This is a genomic window from Bacillus sp. GM2, assembly GCF_056155945.1.
This window is the reverse complement of sequence record NZ_JBRKSZ010000007.1, coordinates 399,831-419,418: the sequence shown is the minus strand read 5'-3', so window position 1 is coordinate 419,418 and position 19,588 is coordinate 399,831. Positions and strand designations below refer to the sequence as shown.

At 45.6% G+C, this 19,588-nt stretch carries 20 protein-coding genes and 1 tRNA gene; 11 read left to right on the top strand and 10 right to left on the bottom strand.

Features of this window, described 5'->3' with window-relative positions:
- Positions 1–41 precede the first annotated feature (41 nt).
- Entirely contained in the window at positions 42–626 is a 585-nt protein-coding gene (gene thiT, locus ACVC9U_RS03065) for an energy-coupled thiamine transporter ThiT (protein ID WP_009329439.1), read from the top strand.
- Positions 627–666: 40 nt separating this feature from the next.
- Here thiT and ACVC9U_RS03060 read toward each other — a convergent pair whose 3' ends face one another.
- Complete coding sequence (locus ACVC9U_RS03060; protein WP_003184674.1) at positions 667–1,224, bottom strand: class D sortase; 558 nt, start codon at positions 1,222–1,224, stop codon at positions 667–669.
- Between the two features lie 106 nt (positions 1,225–1,330).
- Positions 1,331–2,326: a processed acidic surface protein gene (locus tag ACVC9U_RS03055; protein ID WP_003184676.1), complete on the bottom strand. Its 996-nt coding sequence runs from the start codon at positions 2,324–2,326 to the stop codon at positions 1,331–1,333.
- 180 nt (positions 2,327–2,506) lie between these two features.
- Between ACVC9U_RS03055 and ACVC9U_RS03050 the strand changes: the two genes are divergently transcribed.
- The 6 genes from ACVC9U_RS03050 (at position 2,507) to ACVC9U_RS03025 (ending at position 6,887) form a co-directional block, all read left to right on the top strand.
- Positions 2,507–2,695 (top strand): hypothetical protein, encoded by a 189-nt coding sequence (locus tag ACVC9U_RS03050; RefSeq protein ID WP_003184678.1) that lies wholly within the window; start codon positions 2,507–2,509, stop codon positions 2,693–2,695.
- Between the two features lie 125 nt (positions 2,696–2,820).
- The gene (locus ACVC9U_RS03045; protein WP_003184679.1) at positions 2,821–3,933 is read left to right on the top strand and encodes a response regulator aspartate phosphatase; all 1,113 of its coding nucleotides are present in this window, start codon (positions 2,821–2,823) and stop codon (positions 3,931–3,933) included.
- Position 3,934: 1 nt separating this feature from the next.
- The gene (locus tag ACVC9U_RS03040; RefSeq protein ID WP_003184681.1) at positions 3,935–4,063 is read left to right on the top strand and encodes a hypothetical protein; all 129 of its coding nucleotides are present in this window, start codon (positions 3,935–3,937) and stop codon (positions 4,061–4,063) included.
- Between the two features lie 79 nt (positions 4,064–4,142).
- Positions 4,143–4,790, top strand: a complete 648-nt coding sequence (gene pcp, locus ACVC9U_RS03035) for a pyroglutamyl-peptidase I (protein WP_003184683.1) — start codon at positions 4,143–4,145, stop codon at positions 4,788–4,790.
- 118 nt (positions 4,791–4,908) lie between these two features.
- Positions 4,909–5,565 carry a potassium channel family protein gene (locus ACVC9U_RS03030; protein ID WP_003184686.1) on the top strand — a complete coding sequence of 219 codons (657 nt, stop codon included), beginning with the start codon at positions 4,909–4,911 and terminating at the stop codon, positions 5,563–5,565.
- A gap of 2 nt (positions 5,566–5,567) precedes the next feature.
- Positions 5,568–6,887 carry a TrkH family potassium uptake protein gene (locus tag ACVC9U_RS03025; protein ID WP_441390116.1) on the top strand — a complete coding sequence of 440 codons (1,320 nt, stop codon included), beginning with the start codon at positions 5,568–5,570 and terminating at the stop codon, positions 6,885–6,887.
- A 10-nt stretch (positions 6,888–6,897) separates the two neighbouring features.
- On the opposite strand, the gene ACVC9U_RS03020 is transcribed toward ACVC9U_RS03025, so the two are convergent.
- Positions 6,898–7,812, bottom strand: coding sequence for a DMT family transporter (locus ACVC9U_RS03020; protein WP_011198226.1), 915 nt, complete (start codon positions 7,810–7,812; stop codon positions 6,898–6,900).
- 120 nt (positions 7,813–7,932) lie between these two features.
- Here ACVC9U_RS03020 and ACVC9U_RS03015 point away from each other — a divergent pair, with 120 nt between their 5' ends.
- Positions 7,933–8,418: a DinB family protein gene (locus ACVC9U_RS03015; RefSeq protein ID WP_441390115.1), complete on the top strand. Its 486-nt coding sequence runs from the start codon at positions 7,933–7,935 to the stop codon at positions 8,416–8,418.
- A gap of 46 nt (positions 8,419–8,464) precedes the next feature.
- Here ACVC9U_RS03015 and ACVC9U_RS03010 read toward each other — a convergent pair whose 3' ends face one another.
- From ACVC9U_RS03010 to betB, 3 genes are all read right to left on the bottom strand, one after another.
- Positions 8,465–9,046, bottom strand: a complete 582-nt coding sequence (locus tag ACVC9U_RS03010) for an MOSC domain-containing protein (protein WP_441390114.1) — start codon at positions 9,044–9,046, stop codon at positions 8,465–8,467.
- Positions 9,047–9,157: 111 nt separating this feature from the next.
- On the bottom strand, positions 9,158–10,366 hold the full coding sequence (locus ACVC9U_RS03005; protein ID WP_009329443.1) for an iron-containing alcohol dehydrogenase: 1,209 nt from the start codon (positions 10,364–10,366) through the stop codon (positions 9,158–9,160).
- A 17-nt stretch (positions 10,367–10,383) separates the two neighbouring features.
- A complete protein-coding gene (betB, locus tag ACVC9U_RS03000; RefSeq protein WP_026699416.1) occupies positions 10,384–11,856 on the bottom strand; it encodes a betaine-aldehyde dehydrogenase in 1,473 nt (490 codons plus the stop codon).
- A 323-nt stretch (positions 11,857–12,179) separates the two neighbouring features.
- On the opposite strand from betB, the gene cudC reads away from it, so the two are divergent.
- Positions 12,180–12,734 (top strand): choline uptake/conversion transcriptional regulator CudC, encoded by a 555-nt coding sequence (gene cudC / locus ACVC9U_RS02995; RefSeq protein WP_003184703.1) that lies wholly within the window; start codon positions 12,180–12,182, stop codon positions 12,732–12,734.
- A 119-nt stretch (positions 12,735–12,853) separates the two neighbouring features.
- A complete protein-coding gene (locus ACVC9U_RS02990; RefSeq protein WP_003184705.1) occupies positions 12,854–14,482 on the top strand; it encodes a high affinity choline transporter 1 in 1,629 nt (542 codons plus the stop codon).
- A gap of 43 nt (positions 14,483–14,525) precedes the next feature.
- Here the strand turns inward: ACVC9U_RS02990 and ACVC9U_RS02985 are convergent, their stop codons facing one another.
- Together ACVC9U_RS02985 and alr are read right to left on the bottom strand one after the other, a co-directional pair.
- A complete protein-coding gene (locus ACVC9U_RS02985; protein WP_003184707.1) occupies positions 14,526–15,443 on the bottom strand; it encodes a class I SAM-dependent methyltransferase in 918 nt (305 codons plus the stop codon).
- A 174-nt stretch (positions 15,444–15,617) separates the two neighbouring features.
- Positions 15,618–16,799: an alanine racemase gene (gene alr / locus ACVC9U_RS02980; protein WP_003184708.1), complete on the bottom strand. Its 1,182-nt coding sequence runs from the start codon at positions 16,797–16,799 to the stop codon at positions 15,618–15,620.
- Positions 16,800–17,113: 314 nt separating this feature from the next.
- On the opposite strand from alr, the gene ACVC9U_RS02975 reads away from it, so the two are divergent.
- Positions 17,114–18,295, top strand: coding sequence for an oxalate decarboxylase family bicupin (locus tag ACVC9U_RS02975; protein ID WP_009329445.1), 1,182 nt, complete (start codon positions 17,114–17,116; stop codon positions 18,293–18,295).
- Positions 18,296–18,368: 73 nt separating this feature from the next.
- Here the strand turns inward: ACVC9U_RS02975 and ACVC9U_RS02970 are convergent.
- Positions 18,369–18,441 (bottom strand) — tRNA-Ala (locus tag ACVC9U_RS02970).
- A gap of 114 nt (positions 18,442–18,555) precedes the next feature.
- Positions 18,556–19,542, bottom strand: a complete 987-nt coding sequence (locus ACVC9U_RS02965) for an ADP-ribosylglycohydrolase family protein (protein WP_003184713.1) — start codon at positions 19,540–19,542, stop codon at positions 18,556–18,558.
- Positions 19,543–19,588: the final 46 nt, after the last annotated feature.

Sequence of the window (19,588 nt, the reverse complement as noted above, 5' to 3'; positions counted from 1 at the left end):
GAAGTCCAGTATCCCTTTGTTCATCAAAAGTGAGGGTTATGATGAATCAATCTAAACAACTTGTACAGCTGATTGAAATTGCGATTATGACAGGAATAGCACTTATACTTGATATGGTGTCCGGAATGTTTTTAAAAATGCCTCAAGGCGGTTCAATCGCCGTCATGATGATTCCGATCTTCCTGATCTCCTTTAGATGGGGGCTCAAGGCAGGGCTGGCGACCGGGTTTTTAGCCGGATTGCTTCAATTTGTCACTGGAGGATTTTACGTTGTTCATCCTCTGCAGCTTCTTCTTGATTACTTTATCGCGCCTACGGCCGCGGGAATCGGCGGCTTTTTTGCCGGATCGATCCGAAATGCTTCATTTGAGAAACAAAAAGGAAAGATCATTTCCTATGTTATGCTGGCCGTCCTTCTTGGAAGCGGACTGAAATTTCTCGCACATGTCATCAGCGGCGCTGTCTTTTTTGGAAACTATGCGCCTAAAGGCACTCCGGTATGGATTTATTCATTGGTATATAATGGAACGTATATGCTTCCGTCTTTCATTGTCTGCACAATCGTCCTTTGTATACTGCTGCTAACCGCACCAAGACTTCTAGAAAACAGAACAAACATGAGATAACATAAAAAAACAGCGGATTCGCCTGAGATTCCGCTGTTTTTTATGTTTTAATCAAATCTGCGACCAATATATACCGCTCCGGTGCTGAACCGATAAAGTCAAAAGGATAGCAGGTGGAAACCGTCAATGTCGCTCTCGGCTTTGGAACTATCACCGTCCGGTCATCCGCATCCACGATTCGGACCTTTTTCACTTTGTATGTAAAAGTTCCGTAGGAAGCTTCAACAATTAACTGATCGCCTTTCCCCACTCGGCCGAGTTTTCGGAAAACCGTATCCCGGTGGCCTGATAAAACCGAGTTGTCATCTTCTCCAGGCAGAACGGATCCTGCGAAATGGCCCACGCCTTTTTGCAGCTCGTCTTCATCTGTTCCGTGATATATCGGAAGCCTTGCATTGATTTTCGGAATAACAAGATCACCGATTTTCTCCCCGGTTTCAAATGTTTGATCAATTGCCGTCTTTTCTTTTTTCGTCGTCTGAATCGGAGGTTTTTCAGGCTTTTCCTCTTCTTTCATCTGCTGAAATGAAAATAGAGCGTAGCCGTGCATCAGCTTGAACACATTCGTTGTTGTAAAATAAGCGCCGCACGCAACCATCGCAATGGCTGCAAGCCAGATGATCTTTTTTCGATGTGCCTTAATTTCCTTTCACTCCTTATAAAAACTTCCCATTCTATACAGACTTAGAATGGGAAGTAAAATGTTAAGCCGCTTTTCGAAGCCTTCTGACCATAAACAATCCGCCAAACATCAGAACGGCGCCAAAGATCGACCATTCTGCGTAATGCCCGGCCGTTTTCGGAAGCTTTGCACCTTTAACCGTCTTTTTCACATGAGATTTCTTTGCGTCGTGTTTAACAGCCGTTTGGGTTTGCTTCACTTTCGACCCTGTGTCATGAATTAAATCAGATCCGATCATTTCAGGCGTCAGCAATACATCCAAAATGAAATTGCCCTGCAGATCGTATACTTCCACTAGGAGGCTTGCTCCCTTCAGATCTTCAGCACTGACAAGCGTCGTCAAAGACACTTCTTTTTTCTTTCCGTCTTTAACAAGATAATATTTCGTTTTCACTTCGAGCGTCTTCTGAAGATCGTTTAAAATGGACAGCATTTCAGCGATATCCTGAGCTGACAGCTCTGATACAGACTCGAAATCGGCTACCGCTTCAAGACGTTCTCCAAGAGCCATCAAGTCATTTTCAAGGTTCGGATTGTTATCGCGCACTTTTCGGAGGTGATTCACGAGTCTTTCCCACTCCTGATCATCCACACCCAATTCTTGAAACATGTTTCCGATCTGAAAATCGTCTTCTTCATATGTCACGGTGTAGAGCGCATCGTCCAATTCGTATTCAAACATAAACACGTCGAGAATGTTTTGGCCGCTTTCCATATAGCCATTTTCAACAAATAGGTCAGCCGCTTCTTTTTCGCTCAATCCGTATTCTTTCAAATAGGATGCCAAAAGCTTTTTAGTCAGTCTTTGCCCTAAAAAGTCTTTCAACTCTTCCACCGAGTCAAAACCTTTTAAACTCTCATCATATGTATCCTGCAAATAGGCTTCCAATTCTTTTTCTGTCATTCCTATTTCTTCAAGATAATCTTTAAGCTCGGCCTGTTTCGGCGCGGCAAAAGCTCCTGCTGCCGGCACTAAAACCAGGATGCAGACCAATAGTGACATCAGCCTTTTTTTCATTTTGTATGACCCCCTAAATTTATCTTTCATTTTGATTATAGTGGAAATATTTTTAAAAACATGTATTGTAATTGAAAATCTTTTCGTCTATAATATTTTGTTCTTTTTCCTACTTAAACAGGCATAATCTTTCCCTCTATTGAATGTAATATAGTAAAGCGAATAGAGGAGGGTATACAAATGAATCCTTACTATATGATGCTCTTATGTTATGTCCTATCGATCATCCACTTTTTAATAGGCTACCGGGAAGCCCTGAAAATAAGCGGGGCTGACGGGCTGGTCAACGGAACCGCAATGATCTCCTGTATTCCGCTTGGCGCGGTTTTCGCTTTTTTCGCGCACTTTTTTTGGAAAATGACGATTTAATTTCGGGAATGAATTTTTTCGCCAACAAACATGCATTTCCGTGTTATTCACAGACGGCGGCAGTTTATGCTATGATTAATAGAACTTCAATTTACAAAAAATTCACAAAGATTGGAGGGAAAAGAATGGCCAAAGCCGTGGCTTCTCAAGAAGTCGCCAATATGCTGAACGACTGGTACATACTGATGAAAAAACGAGACATTTCAGGTTCAATCGAAATGAAAGATGACATAGATAAAGCAATTGAAAAGATGGAAGAAGATCATGACGTTCTTCTCTATTATCAAATGCTGGATTTTCGCTTAAGGCTTCTTCTTGAAGATATCTCCCAATCTTCCACAGAAAAATTGGAAGCCATCAGTTTTAAGGACAAAGATCCAAAAAGTACGGACGATAAGCTGAATTATTATTTTTATCTGTTCAAAGGGATTTATGAAGACTACAAGCAAAACCATACAGAAGCGCTTAATTTTTTCAGAATAGCGGAAAAAAGGCTGAGCGTCATTCAAAATGAAATTGAAAAAGCCGAATTTCATTATAAAATCGGTGTTTTGTATTACAACTTAAAAGCGACATGGCTGTCGATTCACCACATCAACATTGCCTCAGGCATCTTCCAAGGGTATGACGGGTATGCCAAGCGGGTCATCAACTGCAAAATGCTGATCGGGCTCAATTATATTGACCAATTTAAGTTTGCCGAAAGTGAAGTATTGTTAAAGGAAGCAATTGAAAAAACCGAAAAAATCGGCGACCAATATCTTTTGCCTTATACCTACTATAATATGGGCTTTTTGAAGAGTAAGGAAGATAAACACGAAGAAGCGCTGAAGTATTATAATAAAGCTTTTGCAATCAAAGACTTTGAAACGAAAGCCAAGTATGCTTACCTTCTATGTGTATATGAAAACACAAGGTCTCTTTTCAAAACCAACGATCCCGACCAAGCTTTTAAATGGATCGACACAGGCTTTAAAAAAGCTCAAGAAGTGAATAGCGAAATTTTCGAATTAAAATTCAAAACTTTATATACATTACATTCCGATTGTCAGAATAAACTGGAAGTAATCAAGGACTTTATTCACCAATTAGAAGATAAAAAAGCATGGGTTGATCTGGAGGAATTGCTGATGGACGTAGCGAATTACTATAGGGAAAATAAGTTATACGAAGAAGCCATATATTTCTACATTAAAACAGACAAGGCAAGTAAACTTGCCGGAAGAGGAGGAGAATAGGATGAAAAAAGTGTTGTTAGCTGTATTTGTATTAGGCACTGTTTTCAGCTTTTCGTTTGCAAATCACGCTCCTGAAGCGGCTTCCCAAAGCAATGAGATACTTTTGGCTTCTCGTGGAGCAGGCGGGTGACTACATCCTCAAAATACCCATTCAGACATCTGCTGAATGGGTATTTTGCACTTTACATTCATATTCAGGAGTGATCGATATGGGAAAGAAAGTACTGCTGACAGGATTTGACCCCTTTGGGGGAGAAACAGTCAATCCGTCCTGGGAAGCTGTAAAACGGCTGAACGGAGAGGAAGCAGAAGGCGTCTCTATCGCAGCGGAGCAGATTCCGACCGTTTTTCATCATTCAGCGGCCGTTTTGAAAAAAGCGATCGAAAAGCACAAACCCGATGTCGTCATTTGCGCAGGGCAAGCAGGCGGCAGGGCTCATATTACGCCGGAACGCATCGCAATCAACATCGATGATGCTCGCATTCCGGATAATGAAGACCGGGAACCGATCGATGAACCCATCGCGGCAGACGGGCCTGCTGCTTACTGGTCCGCGCTTCCGATCAAGCTCATTGTGAAAGAGTTGAGAAAAAACGGAATACCGGCCTCCGTCTCCAATTCAGCGGGAACTTTCGTATGCAACCATCTCTTTTACCAGTTAATGCACCGTATAGACCGCACCTCGGCAAACATCCGCGGAGGGTTCATCCACATTCCGTTTCTCCCCGAACAAACAATCGATAAACCCGAGCCGAGTCTCAGCCTTGAAACGATCGTCGAAGGACTTAGAATAGCTGCGGTCATCTCCGCCCTGCACGAAAAAGATATTCGCGAAACGGGCGGATCGATCAGCTGACACCGCAGCCGCCTCAAAGCGCCCTCCGGCTTCACCTTCCGGATTCTTGTACATCCCAGTGTGTTTTTCTTAAAAAAAGTAAACACTATAAGAAAAACAGGTAAAAGGGTGAATACGGATGCAGAAATCTTACGCCGTTTTCGGGCTCGGCCAGTTCGGCGGCAGCCTTGTGAAAGCCTTCCACGCAAAAGGGGCGGAAGTCTTAGGCATCGACAAATCAGAAGAAAAAGTAAACGAATATTCTACTTATGCAACCTACACCATTTGCGCCAACGCCGTTGATGAAAAGACCTTGAAACAAATCGGGATACGCAACATTGACCACGCATTTGTATCATTTGGCGATGACATTGAAGCAAGCATTCTGACCTCGCTTTTGCTGATTGAAATGGGCGTCCCCAAAGTATGGACGAAAGCACAAAATGACTATCACCAAAAAGTTCTCCATAAAATCGGCGTCCATCGTATCATTCATCCTGAAAAAGATATGGCCAAGCGGATAGCCAGCCATATCACGTCGGAAAAGATGATCGATTTTGTCGAGCTGTCGCCAAACTACAGCATCGTCGAAATTGTGGCAACAAAAAAGCTGGACAAAAGAAGCCTAGGGGATATCGACGTACGCGCCAACTTCGGCTGCAATATCGTCGGCATAAAAAGGGACGGGCATTTCATCATCGCACCGAGCGCTGATGACATGATATATGAAAACGATATTTTGATTGTGATCGGGCAAAATAAAGATATTGAGACCTTTGAAAAAAAGGGCGATTAACCGTGAAGTTTAAACAGATACAATTAAGCCCGTCCCAACTGCTCGTGCTAGTGTTTTTATTTTTCATCATATTAGGAACCCTTTTATTGAAGCTGCCGGCAGCAACGCCCAAGCCTATAGGCTGGATTGATACGCTTTTTACATCGACCTCGGCGATGACTGTTACCGGTCTGGCCGTCGTTGATACAGGCACGGATTATACGATGTTTGGTCAGCTTATTATTCTCGTTCTCATCCAGCTCGGGGGACTCGGCATCATGTCTTTTGCGGTGCTCATTTTTATCATGCTCGGGAAAAAAATCGGCCTGAAAGAACGGCTGTTGATTCAGCAGTCGCTTAATCAGACTTCTTTAGGCGGGATTATTAAACTGATCAAGAGTTTGTTTATTTACTCCTTCGCGATTGAAATGCTGGCCATGCTGATACTTGCTGTCAAATGGATTCCTGAATACGGTCTCGCCCGCGGCATCTACTACAGCCTGTTCCATGCGGTTTCCTCCTTTAACAATGCGGGATTTTCCATATGGCCGGACAGTTTAATGCGGTATGAAGGCGATCCGCTCGTCAACCTGGTGATCAGTTTTTTGTTCATCGTCGGCGGGATAGGATTTACTGTATTGTCCGATTTATGGCATAAGCGGAGCTTTAAAAAGTTGAGCCTTCATTCGAAATTGATGATATACGGTACGTTTATCGTCAATTTGGCAGCCATGATCCTTATTTTTCTGCTTGAGTATCAAAATCAAAAAACGCTGGGAATGCTTCCGCTAGCTGAAAAACTTTGGGGCGCCTATTTTCAGGCTGTGACCCCGAGAACAGCAGGATTTAACACGACAGACATCGGAAGCCTGCGCGAAAGCACGATCACGCTTTTGCTCCTTCTTATGTTTGTCGGAGCGGGGAGCGCATCGACCGGCGGAGGAATCAAGCTGACGACGTTTCTTGTCATTCTTCTGTCGGTTATCACTTTTTTAAAGGGCAAAAAACATATTTCAATAGCCAAAAAAACGCTGAAAGACCAATTGATCCTCCGGTCGCTCGCTATTTCAACAATCAGCGTGCTGTTGATTTTAACGGCCATCTTTATTTTAAATATGACAGAACCTATACCGTTTTTGGCGATTTTGTTTGAAGTCGTTTCAGCTTTCGGCACGGTCGGCCTGTCAATGGGGATTACGGCCGACCTGTCCCCTATCGGGAAGATGCTGATTGTTTTCATTATGTTTCTCGGAAAACTCGGGCCGCTCACATTGGCGTTTTCCCTGGCCAGACCTGAAAAGGAAAACCTCCGCTATTCAAGCGAAGATATTTTGACTGGATAAAGCGCGGACTTTAAAGCGCCTTGGGCGTTTTCCCTTTCACCGCCGGGACGTTGTTTTTCCGTATGCTTTGCGAGGCCATGAACAGGATGATGCCTGAAAAAATGACCGCTCCGCCGATCACCTGCGTCATCATGACGGATTCGTCTAAAATCCAATACGCCAGCGCAACCGCTCCGACGGGTTCAAATAAAATCGCCACAGAAATCATATTTGTGCTCAGCCATTTCAGCACCCAGTTAAAGAGCGAGTGGCCGAGCAAAGTCGGAATGACGGCAAGCAGAAAGAAGTAACCCCAATCTGACGCAGGATAAGAAAAAAAGGCGGCGCCCGAAAACAGGCAGTATAGACATAAAGTGAGGGCGCTGATTCCATATACAATAAAAGTGTAAACGGTCAAGCTGTGGCGTTTTCTGACATGCTGGCCAAACAGCAGATATGCCGTCACAAGCGCACATGCCAAAAGCGCCAGGATATCGCCGTAGAGCGCCTGGCCGCTTACTTTGAAATCCCCCCAGCTGATGTACACGCTTCCGCCGATCGCGAGAAGCGCACTGATGATCCCAGCGAACGAGACTCTTTCTTTAAATAAAAAATATGTACCGATAAAGGAAAAGATCGGCTGCAGCGTAACAAGAACAACCGAGCTCGCCACAGACGTGTATTCAAGCGAGCGAAACCATAAAATAAAATGAAATGCTAAAAAGAATCCCGCTGCCGCGGAAAACAGCCAGTCTTTTTTCGAAAAACCCAAGACTTCTTTTCTTTTTCCCCAGAAAAAAGGAAAGATCAGCAAAGCGGAAAAAAAGAGACGATAAAAAGCGATGATTCCAGCATCAGCTGTTGACAGCCTGACGAAGATGGCGGAGGAAGACACAGCCAACACCCCGACCACTAATGCTATATACGGGTACAATGTGGTTCTCAAAATGAAATCCTTCCTTCTTTTCATTTTTTCTTAAGCATATCCGATGGCGATGCGAAAATCGAGTGTTTTTTGGTTATTTTACCAGCCTTCGATATGGTACAGTTAAAACTAGGAGGGGATATGATGAGCATTTTTAATGAAGCGAGAAAAGAACTTTGGAGCGAGATTCAAGGCCTGTCAGACGAAATGCTGAATAAAAGGCCGGCGGAAGACGAATGGAGCATTCAAGAAGTGATCGACCACCTGAAAAAAATCGATCTGATGGCACTTCAAATCTTGAAGGAACAAATCAAGCATGCACCGGTTAAATCAATCGAAGATAAACCGGTTCATCAGTTGGAAGACAGAAGCTCCAAACGAAAGGCGCCTCCATATGCGGAGCCGGAAAGAAAAACAGCGGATGCTTTAACCCTCAAAGCTGAGCTCGACAATGTCAGAACACAATTAACTTCAGTCATCGCCGCCTTTCACGATGAAGATTTTCAAAGGGGGCTGCCGCATCCGATTTTCGAAGAGCTTACGGTCAGTCAGTGGCTCGACTTCATCGGCCATCATGAAAGAAGGCATATTAAACAGATCAAAGAAGTCAAGCAGAAACTGCTGTAATAAGCGGAAAGCCCCGGCTCTTAGAGACTCAGGGCTTTTCTTCCGCCTAGGCAAACGACCTGGCGTCTTTCATGGCAGCAGGCGAATACGCCCACACTTCTGCTTGGTCGCCTTGATGGATCAGGCCCGGGCGTTCAACGATGCAGACGATTCCCCTTCTTCCCATCGCATGGCGCACAAAGCGCGAAGCAAGCTTCGGTTTGTCGGGAAACTGCTCCTGAATGACTTCTCCGGGCTGAATGCACGGCTCATTCTCGCCCTCGCTCAACAAAGAGGCGCCGCTTGGAAAAACGATTCTGCTTCCTTCTCTTAATGAGGTTAAATCAGGCAGGCCGCTTAATGCGATATTGGCCCCGAGCCATTCCGGAAGGACCGCCGGAATGTTCAGCCGTCCGGCAATTTCAAGGCACTCTTCTACCGAGACGATAGAAATCTGCCTCCTGTTGAAAATCTCCGTTCCTCTTTTATACATCGGCTCCCTTGCCCCGGCTTTTTTCGTCAGTCCAAAATGCAGATCCTCCGGTATGCCCCCGTAATCGATTACGATCTTTGCCTGTTTCTCTGTCACAAATGACGCTGTGTCCGCTATGTATACGTGCTCCGCCACAGCCGTGCGCTTCTTCCACATTCAACCCATCCCCTTTTTTTCAAGATGTGATTTATTTTACATTGCCTCCCTTTTTTTCTCAAATTGAAAAAGCCCGCTGTGTGCTGCACACAACGGGCTTTTTCAATTTTTTCAGACAGTTTTCGGGGTTAAATTGAAGCAGCGTTTGTAAATCCAATTGTACGCTTTTTCGTTCAGGTCTCTAGGGTTACCGACCGTTTGCGGATCTTTCATCGCTTCTTTTGAAAGGCGGTCGATCATGTCAGGTGATACGCCTTGCTCTTCAAGACTAGGAATCTCTAAGTCTTCCACAAGCTGATACATCCAGTTCACCGCAGCTTTAGCCGCTTCAACTGCAGACATGCCGCTTGTGTCAATTCCGAACGCTTTTGCAATGCGGGCAAATTTTTCAGGGTAGCCTTTCCAGTTGTATTCCATTACAGGGCCCATCATCGCCGCCACACATTGGCCGTGCGCGACAGGGATGATCCCTCCGAGCGTCTGGCTCATCGCGTGAGCAGCGCCTGCGGATTCGCTTCCGTAAGAAAGGCCTGCAAGCATGGCCGCCTGCGCCATGCCGTATCTCGCTTCAAGATCTTCTCCATCGGCAAACGCTCTGCGGATGTAATGTGCGCCGTATTCGATCGCAAGAAGGGCCACCGCGTCAGTAATCGGCTGGGCAAATTTCATCGTATAGCACTCGATGGCATGAGCCAAAGCGTCAACGCCGGTCATCGCTGTTACGTGCGGAGGCATTGATACATGCAATTCAGGATCGATAATTGTCAAATGAGCAGCAATCAGCGGGCCGCCCGTATTGAATTTAAATTCGCGCTCTTCATCTGTGATAACCGCCCATTGTGTAACTTCTGAGCCGGTTCCGGCAGTCGTCGGGATCGTTGTAAGCGGAGGAATCCGGTTTTCAAGCGGCTTTTTTCCTTCTGCCGCTTCATAGTCAAGGACTGAGCCTTCATGAGTGGCTTCAACTCCGATCGCTTTCGCCGTATCCATTGAGCTTCCGCCGCCGACCGCGACAAGGCCGTCGCAGTTTTCTTCAGCATACAGTTTGGAACCTTCAGCGACAAGACGGACAGGCGGATTCGGCTCGACTTTATTAAAGACGGCAACTTCTACGCCTGCTTCCTGAAGGGATACAACGACCGGGTTTGTTACACCGGCTTTGTAGATGCCAGGGTCTGTGACAAGCAGCGCTTTTGAAACGCCAAGCTTTTTCACTTCTTCCCCCACATGTTTAACGGCTCCGATTCCATGCTTAATGACGGTAGGGATTTCAAACGTGTGGAATTTGTTCATCGCTTCTACTTTCATATTTAAAGTCATGAATAGTCTCCTCCTTCTTATGCTTTAAACCAATTGACAGCCGCCGGTTTCGTATTGCGGTAGACATGCTTCACTTCTGTGTATTCTTCAAGGCCCATGCGGCCAAGCTCGCGGCCGATGCCTGACTGCTTGTAACCTCCCCAAGGCGCTTGTGCGAAATAAGGGTGGAAGTCATTGATCCAGACGGTTCCCATGCGCAGTTTGGAAGCGACGCGCTCCGCTTTTTCGATGTCTTTTGACCAAACGGCGCCGGCAAGGCCGTAAATCGTATCGTTCGCAAGTGAGACAACCTCTTCTTCTGTTTTAAATGTTTCAACTGTTAATACAGGACCGAATACTTCTTCCTTAACGATTCTCATATCTGATGTACAGCTCGAGAAGATTGTCGGCAGATAGAAGAAGCCATTTGCAAGTTCAGGGTCCTCCGGACGTTTTCCGCCTGTTTCCAGCTTGGCGCCTTCTTGCAAGCCGATTTCCACATATTTTTCAACTTTGCTGCGGTGTTCAGCTGAAATAAGCGGACCGCTCTGTGTCTCCTCGTGAAATCCGTTGCCAAGCTTGATTTTTTTCGCACGCTTGACAAGCTCTGCGACAAACTCATCATGAATGGACTCTTCAACGAGAAGACGAGCGCCCGCAGAGCAAACCTGTCCTGCGTGGAAAAATACCGCATTCAGCGCCTGGTCAACCGCTACGTCAAAATCTGCGTCTTTAAACACAATATTCGGATTTTTCCCGCCAAGCTCAAGCGCAATTTTTTTCACATTCGTACTTGCAGCCTGCATGATTTTCTTTCCGGTTTCAATTCCCCCGGTGAAGGAAATTAAGTCGGCGTCTTTATTTCTGGCAAGTTCATCGCCGACAGTCGCCCCGGGGCCGAGAACAAGGTTGGCCACCCCTTCAGGCACACCGGCTTCTTCCATCAGCTTGAAGATCTTAATGGTTGTCAGCGGTGTGATTTCACTTGGTTTGACAACGATCGTGTTGCCCGCCGCCAAAGCCGGAGCGATTTTCCAGCTTGCCTGCAGGAGCGGATAGTTCCACGGTGTGATCTGCCCGCAGACACCGACCGGCTCCCTGACAATTTTGCTTTTAGAATCGGGGATCGGTGAAGAAATGACTTCTCCGCCGTCTTTATCCGCAAGCCCTGCATAATATTGAAATACGTTTGCAATATCATCCATATCGGCTCTGCTTTCTTCAATCGTCTTGCCGGTATCAAGCGATTCAAGTTCTGCCAGCTCTTCGTGGTCGCGTCTGATCAGTTCGGCGATCTTTAATACGATGTTGCCTCGTTCAAGACCCGGCGTATTCGCCCACTCGCCGTCGTCAAATGCGCGGCGCGCTGCAGCAATCGCCCTAACAGCGTCTTCTCTGTCTCCTTCACTGACGGTTTCAATATGCTCTTGATTGTAAGGATTGATAATTTGGCGAGTCTCGCCTTTTTTGGCGCCCACCCACTTTCCGTCAATGAAAAGTGTTTGACTCATAAAAGCAGCCTCCTCATTACGCAAAGTTTGTTAAATAAAAATTTAATGTTTTGAACACTTTGAATTTATCATGCGCCATTTTTTGTGTCAAAGCAAATCAGGCTGATTATTTTTTTTGAATTTTATGTGAATGCAGAGCTCACATGGGCTGAGACCGTTTGAAAAAAATTTTTGATTTTGACATTTCAATTTCTTTCGTTAAGATAAAGAACATACAGAAATAACTTAACAAACTTAACGCGGATTTTAGAACAATCCCCGATTTTTCGGGGGGCATTGAATCTGCAATGCCGATGTTCCGCTCCTGTGAAAGGAGGCAAGTTATGGACAATCCCCGTGATGTTTCAGCAAAAGAAACGATCGCACAGGCAAAAGATCTTGTCATTGATTCAATCGCAGAAACAATGGATCTGTACGGCATTACCCGGAGTGCGGGCATTTTGTACGGAACGATGTACCTTTCGGATGAAATGACGCTGGACGAAATGCGGGAAGAACTGCAAATGAGCAAGCCCAGCATGAGCACAAGCGTAAAAAAGCTCCAAGACTTAAACGTCGTCAAAAAGACATTCCACAGAGGAAGAAGAAAACACAGCTTTGTTGCTGAAAAGGATTTCTTCAAATTTTTCACAAGCTTTTTCCCTAAAAAATGGGAAAGGGAAGTCAAAGTGAATCTCATGGCTATTCAAGACGCTCAAAAAGCATTGGAGGACATCATCGAAAGCGAAGGGCTTGACGAAAGCATAAAAGAGGAAGCGAGAACTCTTTATGACCAGCTTGAACATTCAAAACCGTATTATGACTGGCTGCTGAGACTCGCTAAATCTGTCCAATCCGGAGAGATTTTTGAGTTTATACCGATTGATAACAAGAAATAAAAAGGTTTTATCCGCTCTGAAGTCAGCAATTTGCATACTTCCCAGAGTGGGGCAAAACCTTTTTTCATATTTTAATTTCAAGAAAATTCAAAAAATATTTTCGGAGGCGATGTGCATACATGAATTATGCTGAGAAGAAAAAAAACTGGATCAAATTAGGTATTTTTGCGCTGTTTGCGGGAGGCATACTCGCGTATATCGGCATTTCGAATGCGGACATTCATTGGGGCGGCTTTATCTCCATGATGATATTCTTTGCTTTCACCTATTATTTAGGCGCTTTTTACGCAGCAAAGAAATCAAATTCTTTTTCCGATATGATCGTGGCAAAAAGGAGCATGCCGTTTTTCGTCGGAATGGTGACGATGGCCGCAACATGGGTCGGCGGCGGATATATTAACGGAACGGCCGAATCGACTTACAGCGACGGCCTCATCTGGGCCCAAGCGCCTTGGGGCTACGCATTGAGCCTGATTATCGGCGGTATTTTCTTCGCCAGAAAAATGCGCCGTCATCAATTTATGACCATTATCGATCCTCTCGAACAGCGCTTCGGTAAGCGGATGGCCGGCGTTTTATATATACCGGCGCTGTTAGGAGAATTGTTTTGGAGCGCCGCGATCTTAACGGCATTGGGCACGACTTTCGGAATGATTCTGAATATCGATTTCCAAACGTCGATTATTCTTTCGGCGATGATCGCCATCGCTTATACGGTGGCCGGAGGCATGTGGGCAGTTGCTTTCACAGATGTCTTTCAAATGATTGTCATTTTGCTCGGGCTGTTTTTAGTCGTCCCATTTGTATTGTCGAATGTCGGTGCTCTCGATAGCGTATGGGCAAATTACAGGCACGATTTCGGCAGCAGCGCCAATCTGCTTCCACCGTTGGACGGCTGGAAAAACCCGGATTGGGGAAACCTGTTTTGGAACTGGTGGGATAATGCGCTCCTCTTAATTTTCGGAGGTATCGCATGGCAGGTGTACTTTCAGCGCGTTCTTTCGGCAAAATCGGAAAGCGCCGCCATGTGGCAGTCGATAATTGCCGGAGTGATCTGCATCATTGCCGCCATTCCGTGCGTAATCATCGGAGCTGCCGGAAACAGTACCGATTGGAGCCTGTTCGGAGCGAGCGCTCCGGATAACCCGGCGATGATTTTGCCGCAAACGCTTGCGTATTTGACGCCAGGAATCATCGCAGGCCTCGGCTTGGGTGCAATCGCAGCAGCCGTCATGTCAAGCATGGACTCATCGATTCTATCGGCATCATCAATGGCCGCATGGAATATTTACCGTCCGCTCATCAAGCCGAAGGCCACCCAAAAACAGCTGCAAAAAGTCGTCAAACGCTCAATCATTTTGTTCGGCGCGGGAGCAGCGGTCATCGCGCTGAATGTCAAAAGCGTTTATACTTTATGGTATTTGGCTTCGGATTTAGTTTATTGCATTCTTTTTCCCCAGTTAACAATGGCCCTCTTTTATAAAAGAGCAAATCTTTACGGGTCGATTGCTGGATTTGCAGTTGCAGTCATTCTGAGGCTCGGCGGTGGTGAACCCGCATTCGGCATTCCGCCGCTTCTGCCGTATCCGATGATTGAAGACGGCACGGTCCTCTTTCCTTTCCGGACGCTGGCTGCAGTCACAGCATTTATGACGATCTTCGCTGTGTCCGAATTGACGCAGCGCAAATGCCCTCCTAAACAGCTTGTACTCCCCCAAGAAAAACAGAAAGACGACCGCGCGGCTTAAATAGGAAAAACGCCCGGCCCCGGGCGTTTTTCTAGATTTATGTTTATTTTTTTACGGCATGAATGTAATGAATCGTTTCAAAGGCTGACAGATCATCTTTTCGATTTTTAAAATAACGCCCTTGAATATCTGAAGGTGATAAATGCTCGTAAACGAGCAGTCCGGATTGCTGCAGCATGTGCTGTATTTTCTGATACGAATAGCATGATTTCATCGGTTCTCCTCCTGCCGCTGCCATTTTTACCATATTTTCCACCCTGTTGAAGAAGCCTTTCTCTTTAAACAAGTTTTCATCAGCATAATCGAAAACGATCGAACTGCCTGAAGGGAGGTCAGCCATTAATTCCCCGAGCAGTTTTTCGGTTTCTTCCTTTGTTAAGTAGTAAGAAACGCCTAAAAAGCTGAAGAACGTTTTTTTGTTAAAATGAAAACCCTTATCAGCCAATTCTTGATAAGAAAACGACTTGGCAAAGTCCAAAGGAATAAAATGAAGGTGGTCCGGGATGTGAAAACCGGCTTTGTCCAGCTTTTCCTTTTTCAATTTCTGTGTCGCTGGGTGGTCAATTTCAAAGATATCAATTTTGTCCTTTAACTCTAGGTTCCGAAAACAGAAAGTATCCAGCCCTGCCCCAAGAATCACGTATTGTTCTGTCCCAAGCCGAATCTCATGATGCAGCACTCTTTCGCAATAAGCGGCACGGGCGAGCGGCGTCGGAGAGAGCTGAACTTGTGTGATCCATCTTAATATTTCTTCATCGTCTCCCTCGTATTTTTCCGCTATAGCTTTGTTGAAGAACTGTATGCCTTGAATGAAGCTGTTTTTGATATCAGCAAATTCTTGTTGGGAAATGAGCGATTTGGCCAGATTATCATCAAAGATTTTTGGTTCATCATACTGGCTGTGATAAGCTCTGCCAAAAGCCGAAATAAGGGACGTTATACTCGATTCATCTTTTTTCATGTCGGACACTCCTTCATAAACGCAAAAAAATAGGATTCTCCCGGCCAGGAGAATCCTATTATACACACCAATATTTAATTAGTAAATTATAGCATAAATAAATTTTTTTGTCAAGAAATTGCTCTTTTTTATTTTGATCAATGATCGAGCAAACGGCCTGTGAGTATGGGAAAACTACACGTATAACAGCGGGGTCGACTTTTTAAAAATCTCGCCGTCTCTTATATAAAAACGAGGGACGCGCCAGCTTATGGTAGATACCACTTCATAGTTGATCGTATCAAGCATTTCCGCAATTTCATCAACAGATATCTCTGCTCCCTTTTGCCGGCCGTAAATCACGACTTCCTCTCCTTGTTTACCTTCACCCTCTCCCAGACTGACCATTATCATATCCATTGTTACTCTTCCCGCCACCGGCACTCGTCTTCCTCGATGAAGAATAAAACCGCGGTTGGAAAGTTCACGGGAATAGCCGTCAGCATAGCCGACCGGAATTGTGGCAATGACTTCCCCGCGCTCTGCAACATATGTAGCACCATAACTAACCGTCCGCGGTTCAGTCAACATGGTTTTCACATAAGCGATTCGCGCCTTCAAGCTTAGTGCAGGCACAAGCTTAACGAGATTAAGCTGCCTGATATAATCGGAAGGATATAATCCATACATTCCGATGCCTAAGCGAATCATATCAGCGCTGAATTCCGGAAAAGCGATCGCCGCGGCCGTATTGTTCATATGCACCGTAGGCAGCTTAAAGCCTTGTTCTTTCAGAAAGCGAAGAAAGCTGATAAACTTTTCGTGTTGAATCATGGTTAGCTCAGTATCCGGTTCGTCAGCTGTGGAAAAATGCGTAAAAATTCCTTCCCATTCGAGGTTTTCACTTGCCGTCAGCGCTTCCACGATTGCTAAAAGCTTTTCCTTTGTTCGTACACCTAAACGCCCCATGCCGGTATCCACATTGATATGAACAGCCAGCCGGTTAGGATCTGCTTCATTTTCCAATATCTCGTTCGCTTCTTTAATCCAGTCAACTTGAAAAGCTGATAACGATATATTCCAAGCTGCCGCTTCTTTCACACAGCTCAGCGGGGTGAAACCAAGCACAAGGATCGGCGCTTTAATCCCCGCTTTTCGTAAAACGACCGCTTCCTCCACCGAGGCAACGGCGAGCTCACTCGCACCATGTTCAAGTGCATGGCGTGCAACTTCCACCGATCCGTGACCATAAGCATTCGCTTTTACGACAGCCATAATTTTGCTCTTTTTCGGAATATGCCGCCGAAACGCGCGCAAATTTTTTTTGATCGCATCAAGATTTACCTCTACCCAGACTTCACGGCAAAGCTTTTTCATCAACGCTCCCTTCTTTCTTGTCCCATAGTATTCATTTCATGTAGCCGTTCGAAAATTGCCCGGATGCTTTCTATCTCATTCTTATTCAGCTTCGGGCGAAATCATTCAGCCAGTAATCGTTAGCGGTGGAAGGCAAACAGCAGGAGCCCGTGCCGTGCAGACTTTAAATCGAAGGTTTCCTTCTGCTGCCAAAGGAAATGCAAATCTGTCCATCTAGTTTTTTAAAAGTGTCTTAATAAGGCTCCGATTTGATATATTTTAAGCGTCCCTGTCATAAATTTCGGTATACACGACCTGTGAAGGGAGCTTTCCGCATGAAAAGAACAGCCGGGACTCCAGCTTGGTACAATCACGTGCCGCATCCAATAAGAAACGATGGTGCGGGCGCGACCGATTTTGGCCCCCGCGACGTGATGCGGGATTTAGAGAATCCCGACATGTTCGTTCCTCCAAAAACAGATGCCGGAGCAATCCCTAATTTAAAGTTTTCTTTTTCAGACACACATATGCAGTTAAATCATGGCGGCTGGTCCCGTGAAATAACAGCCCGGGAACTGCCGGTATCAACGACGATTGCCGGCGTCAATATGCGGCTGACGCCAGGCGGGGTTCGCGAGTTGCATTGGCATAAGCAATCGGAATGGGCTTACATGATTTTGGGCCATGCGCGCATTACCGCCGTCGATCAGGACGGCCGAAACTTTATCGCCGATGTCGGCCCCGGAGATTTGTGGTTCTTTCCCGCCGGAATACCGCGCTCGATTCAAGGGCTTGAGGATGGCTGCGAATTTCTCCTCGTTTTTGATGACGGGAACTTCTCCGAGTTCGATACCTTCACGATTACCGATTGGTTCGCACACACACCGAAAGATGTTCTGGCCGCGAATTTCGGTGTACACGAAAGCGCCTTCGCCCGCATCCCCGACAAACAGCGGTACATCTTCCAAGCAAAAGCGCCGGGACCGCTCGAAAACCAAAAAGTGCCGGACCCGTATGGAACCGTACCAAAAAGCTTCGCATACAGGCTGTTTGCACAAAAGCCTATTGTAACACCCGGCGGAACGGTGCGAATTGTTGATTCTTCAAACTTTCCGATTTCGACAGCGATCGCCGCCGCGCTTGTCGAAGTCAAGCCCGGCGGAATGAGGGAAATGCATTGGCACCCGAACAACGATGAATGGCAGTACTATATCTCAGGGACCGGGCGAATGACAGTATTCGCCGCAAACGGGACTGCCCGGACCTTTAATTACCGGGCGGGGGATGTCGGATATGTCCCGTTTGCCATGGGACATTACATTCAAAATACAGGCAGCGAAAGCCTGTGGTTTTTAGAAATATTCAAAAGCAGCCGCTTCGCAGACATTTCATTAAATCAGTGGATGGCGCTGACTCCGAGAGAACTGGTTGAAGAGCATTTGCATGCAGGCCCTGAGCTGATGAACGCTCTGCGAAAAGAAAAATGGCCAGTCGTCAAATACCGTACGGACAGCTAGGCCATAAACCTAGGAAAATGGCTCGCGAAAAAAGGCAACAAAAAAACCCTTGAATGATCAAGGGTTTTAAAGATGGAGCATAGCGGGCTCGAACCGCTGACCTCTACACTGCCAGTGTAGCGCTCTCCCAGCTGAGCTAATGCCCCGTATATTTGAGACATGATTTATTATAGATGGAATTTTGGAGAAAAGCAAGTGGTTTTTGATGTGAAAAAGAAAATGCTCTGTCAGCCGGCCATTTTCTTTTTCACATAGACAATCTATCGCTCCGATTTTTCAAAGCAGAACTGAATGAACCTTTCAGACAAATCCAGAATGTCTTCTTTCCTTGCCAAGGCAGCGATCCATTCTTCCGGGATGCTTTTCATTTGATCATACATTCCAGCCATCGTACCTGTAATAAAGGCAATTGTATCTGTGTCTTCCCCTAGGTTCACTGCTTCCAATACGGCATCAGAATAACGGTCTGAATTGAGGAAACACCACAATGCCGCTTCTAAAGAGTGCACAACATAGCCGTCTGACATAATGTCTTCTCTTTTAACTCTCGCAATGTCATCATTAAGTATCCTCTTATACGCAGAAAACTCATTTTCATACTCGGTTCCTCTCAAATTCTCCAGACAAGAATGAACAGCTTGTTTATATGCCTCTTCAGGAGAATGATCAAATAAGTTTATTAAAAATTCTATATAAATGAAGCATCCCAGCGTTGATCGGGGATGACGATGTGTAATAAAGGCCCACCGTTCGATCTCAGCTTGCCTTTTTGAAAAATCGGATTCGTTCCATAGTGTAAAAGCCAACGGAGATATTCTCATCAACGCTCCGTTTCCATTATCGAACTCAGTTGCTCCGCCGCATTGTTCAATCGGAACACCCCTTTTGAAACGCTCGATTGCATCATCAGTGGCTCTGCCAATATCAAACATGCTGCCGTATGGAGTCCAATACCCTTCCCGATACGCAGCAAACTTTTTCATCAATTCGGTCTCATCTTTTTCTTCGATCAGATTCTCCATTAAACACAAAGTGAGTGATGTATCATCTGACCATGTTCCAGGCGGCTGATTATATGTCCCGTACCCTGTCATTCCAGTTATATTTAAGTTTCTGGCTTTAAATTCCACAGGGACGCCCAGTGCATCACCGATAATTCCGCCAATGATAGTGGAGTACAGTCTTTTTCTAAAGTTAGATAAATGGTTATCTTCGTTCCACTGAAACGGTATTGTTCGTCTTTTCATTTGGCACACCTGCTTTGTTAGATAATCTTTAAAACGCATGGAGATC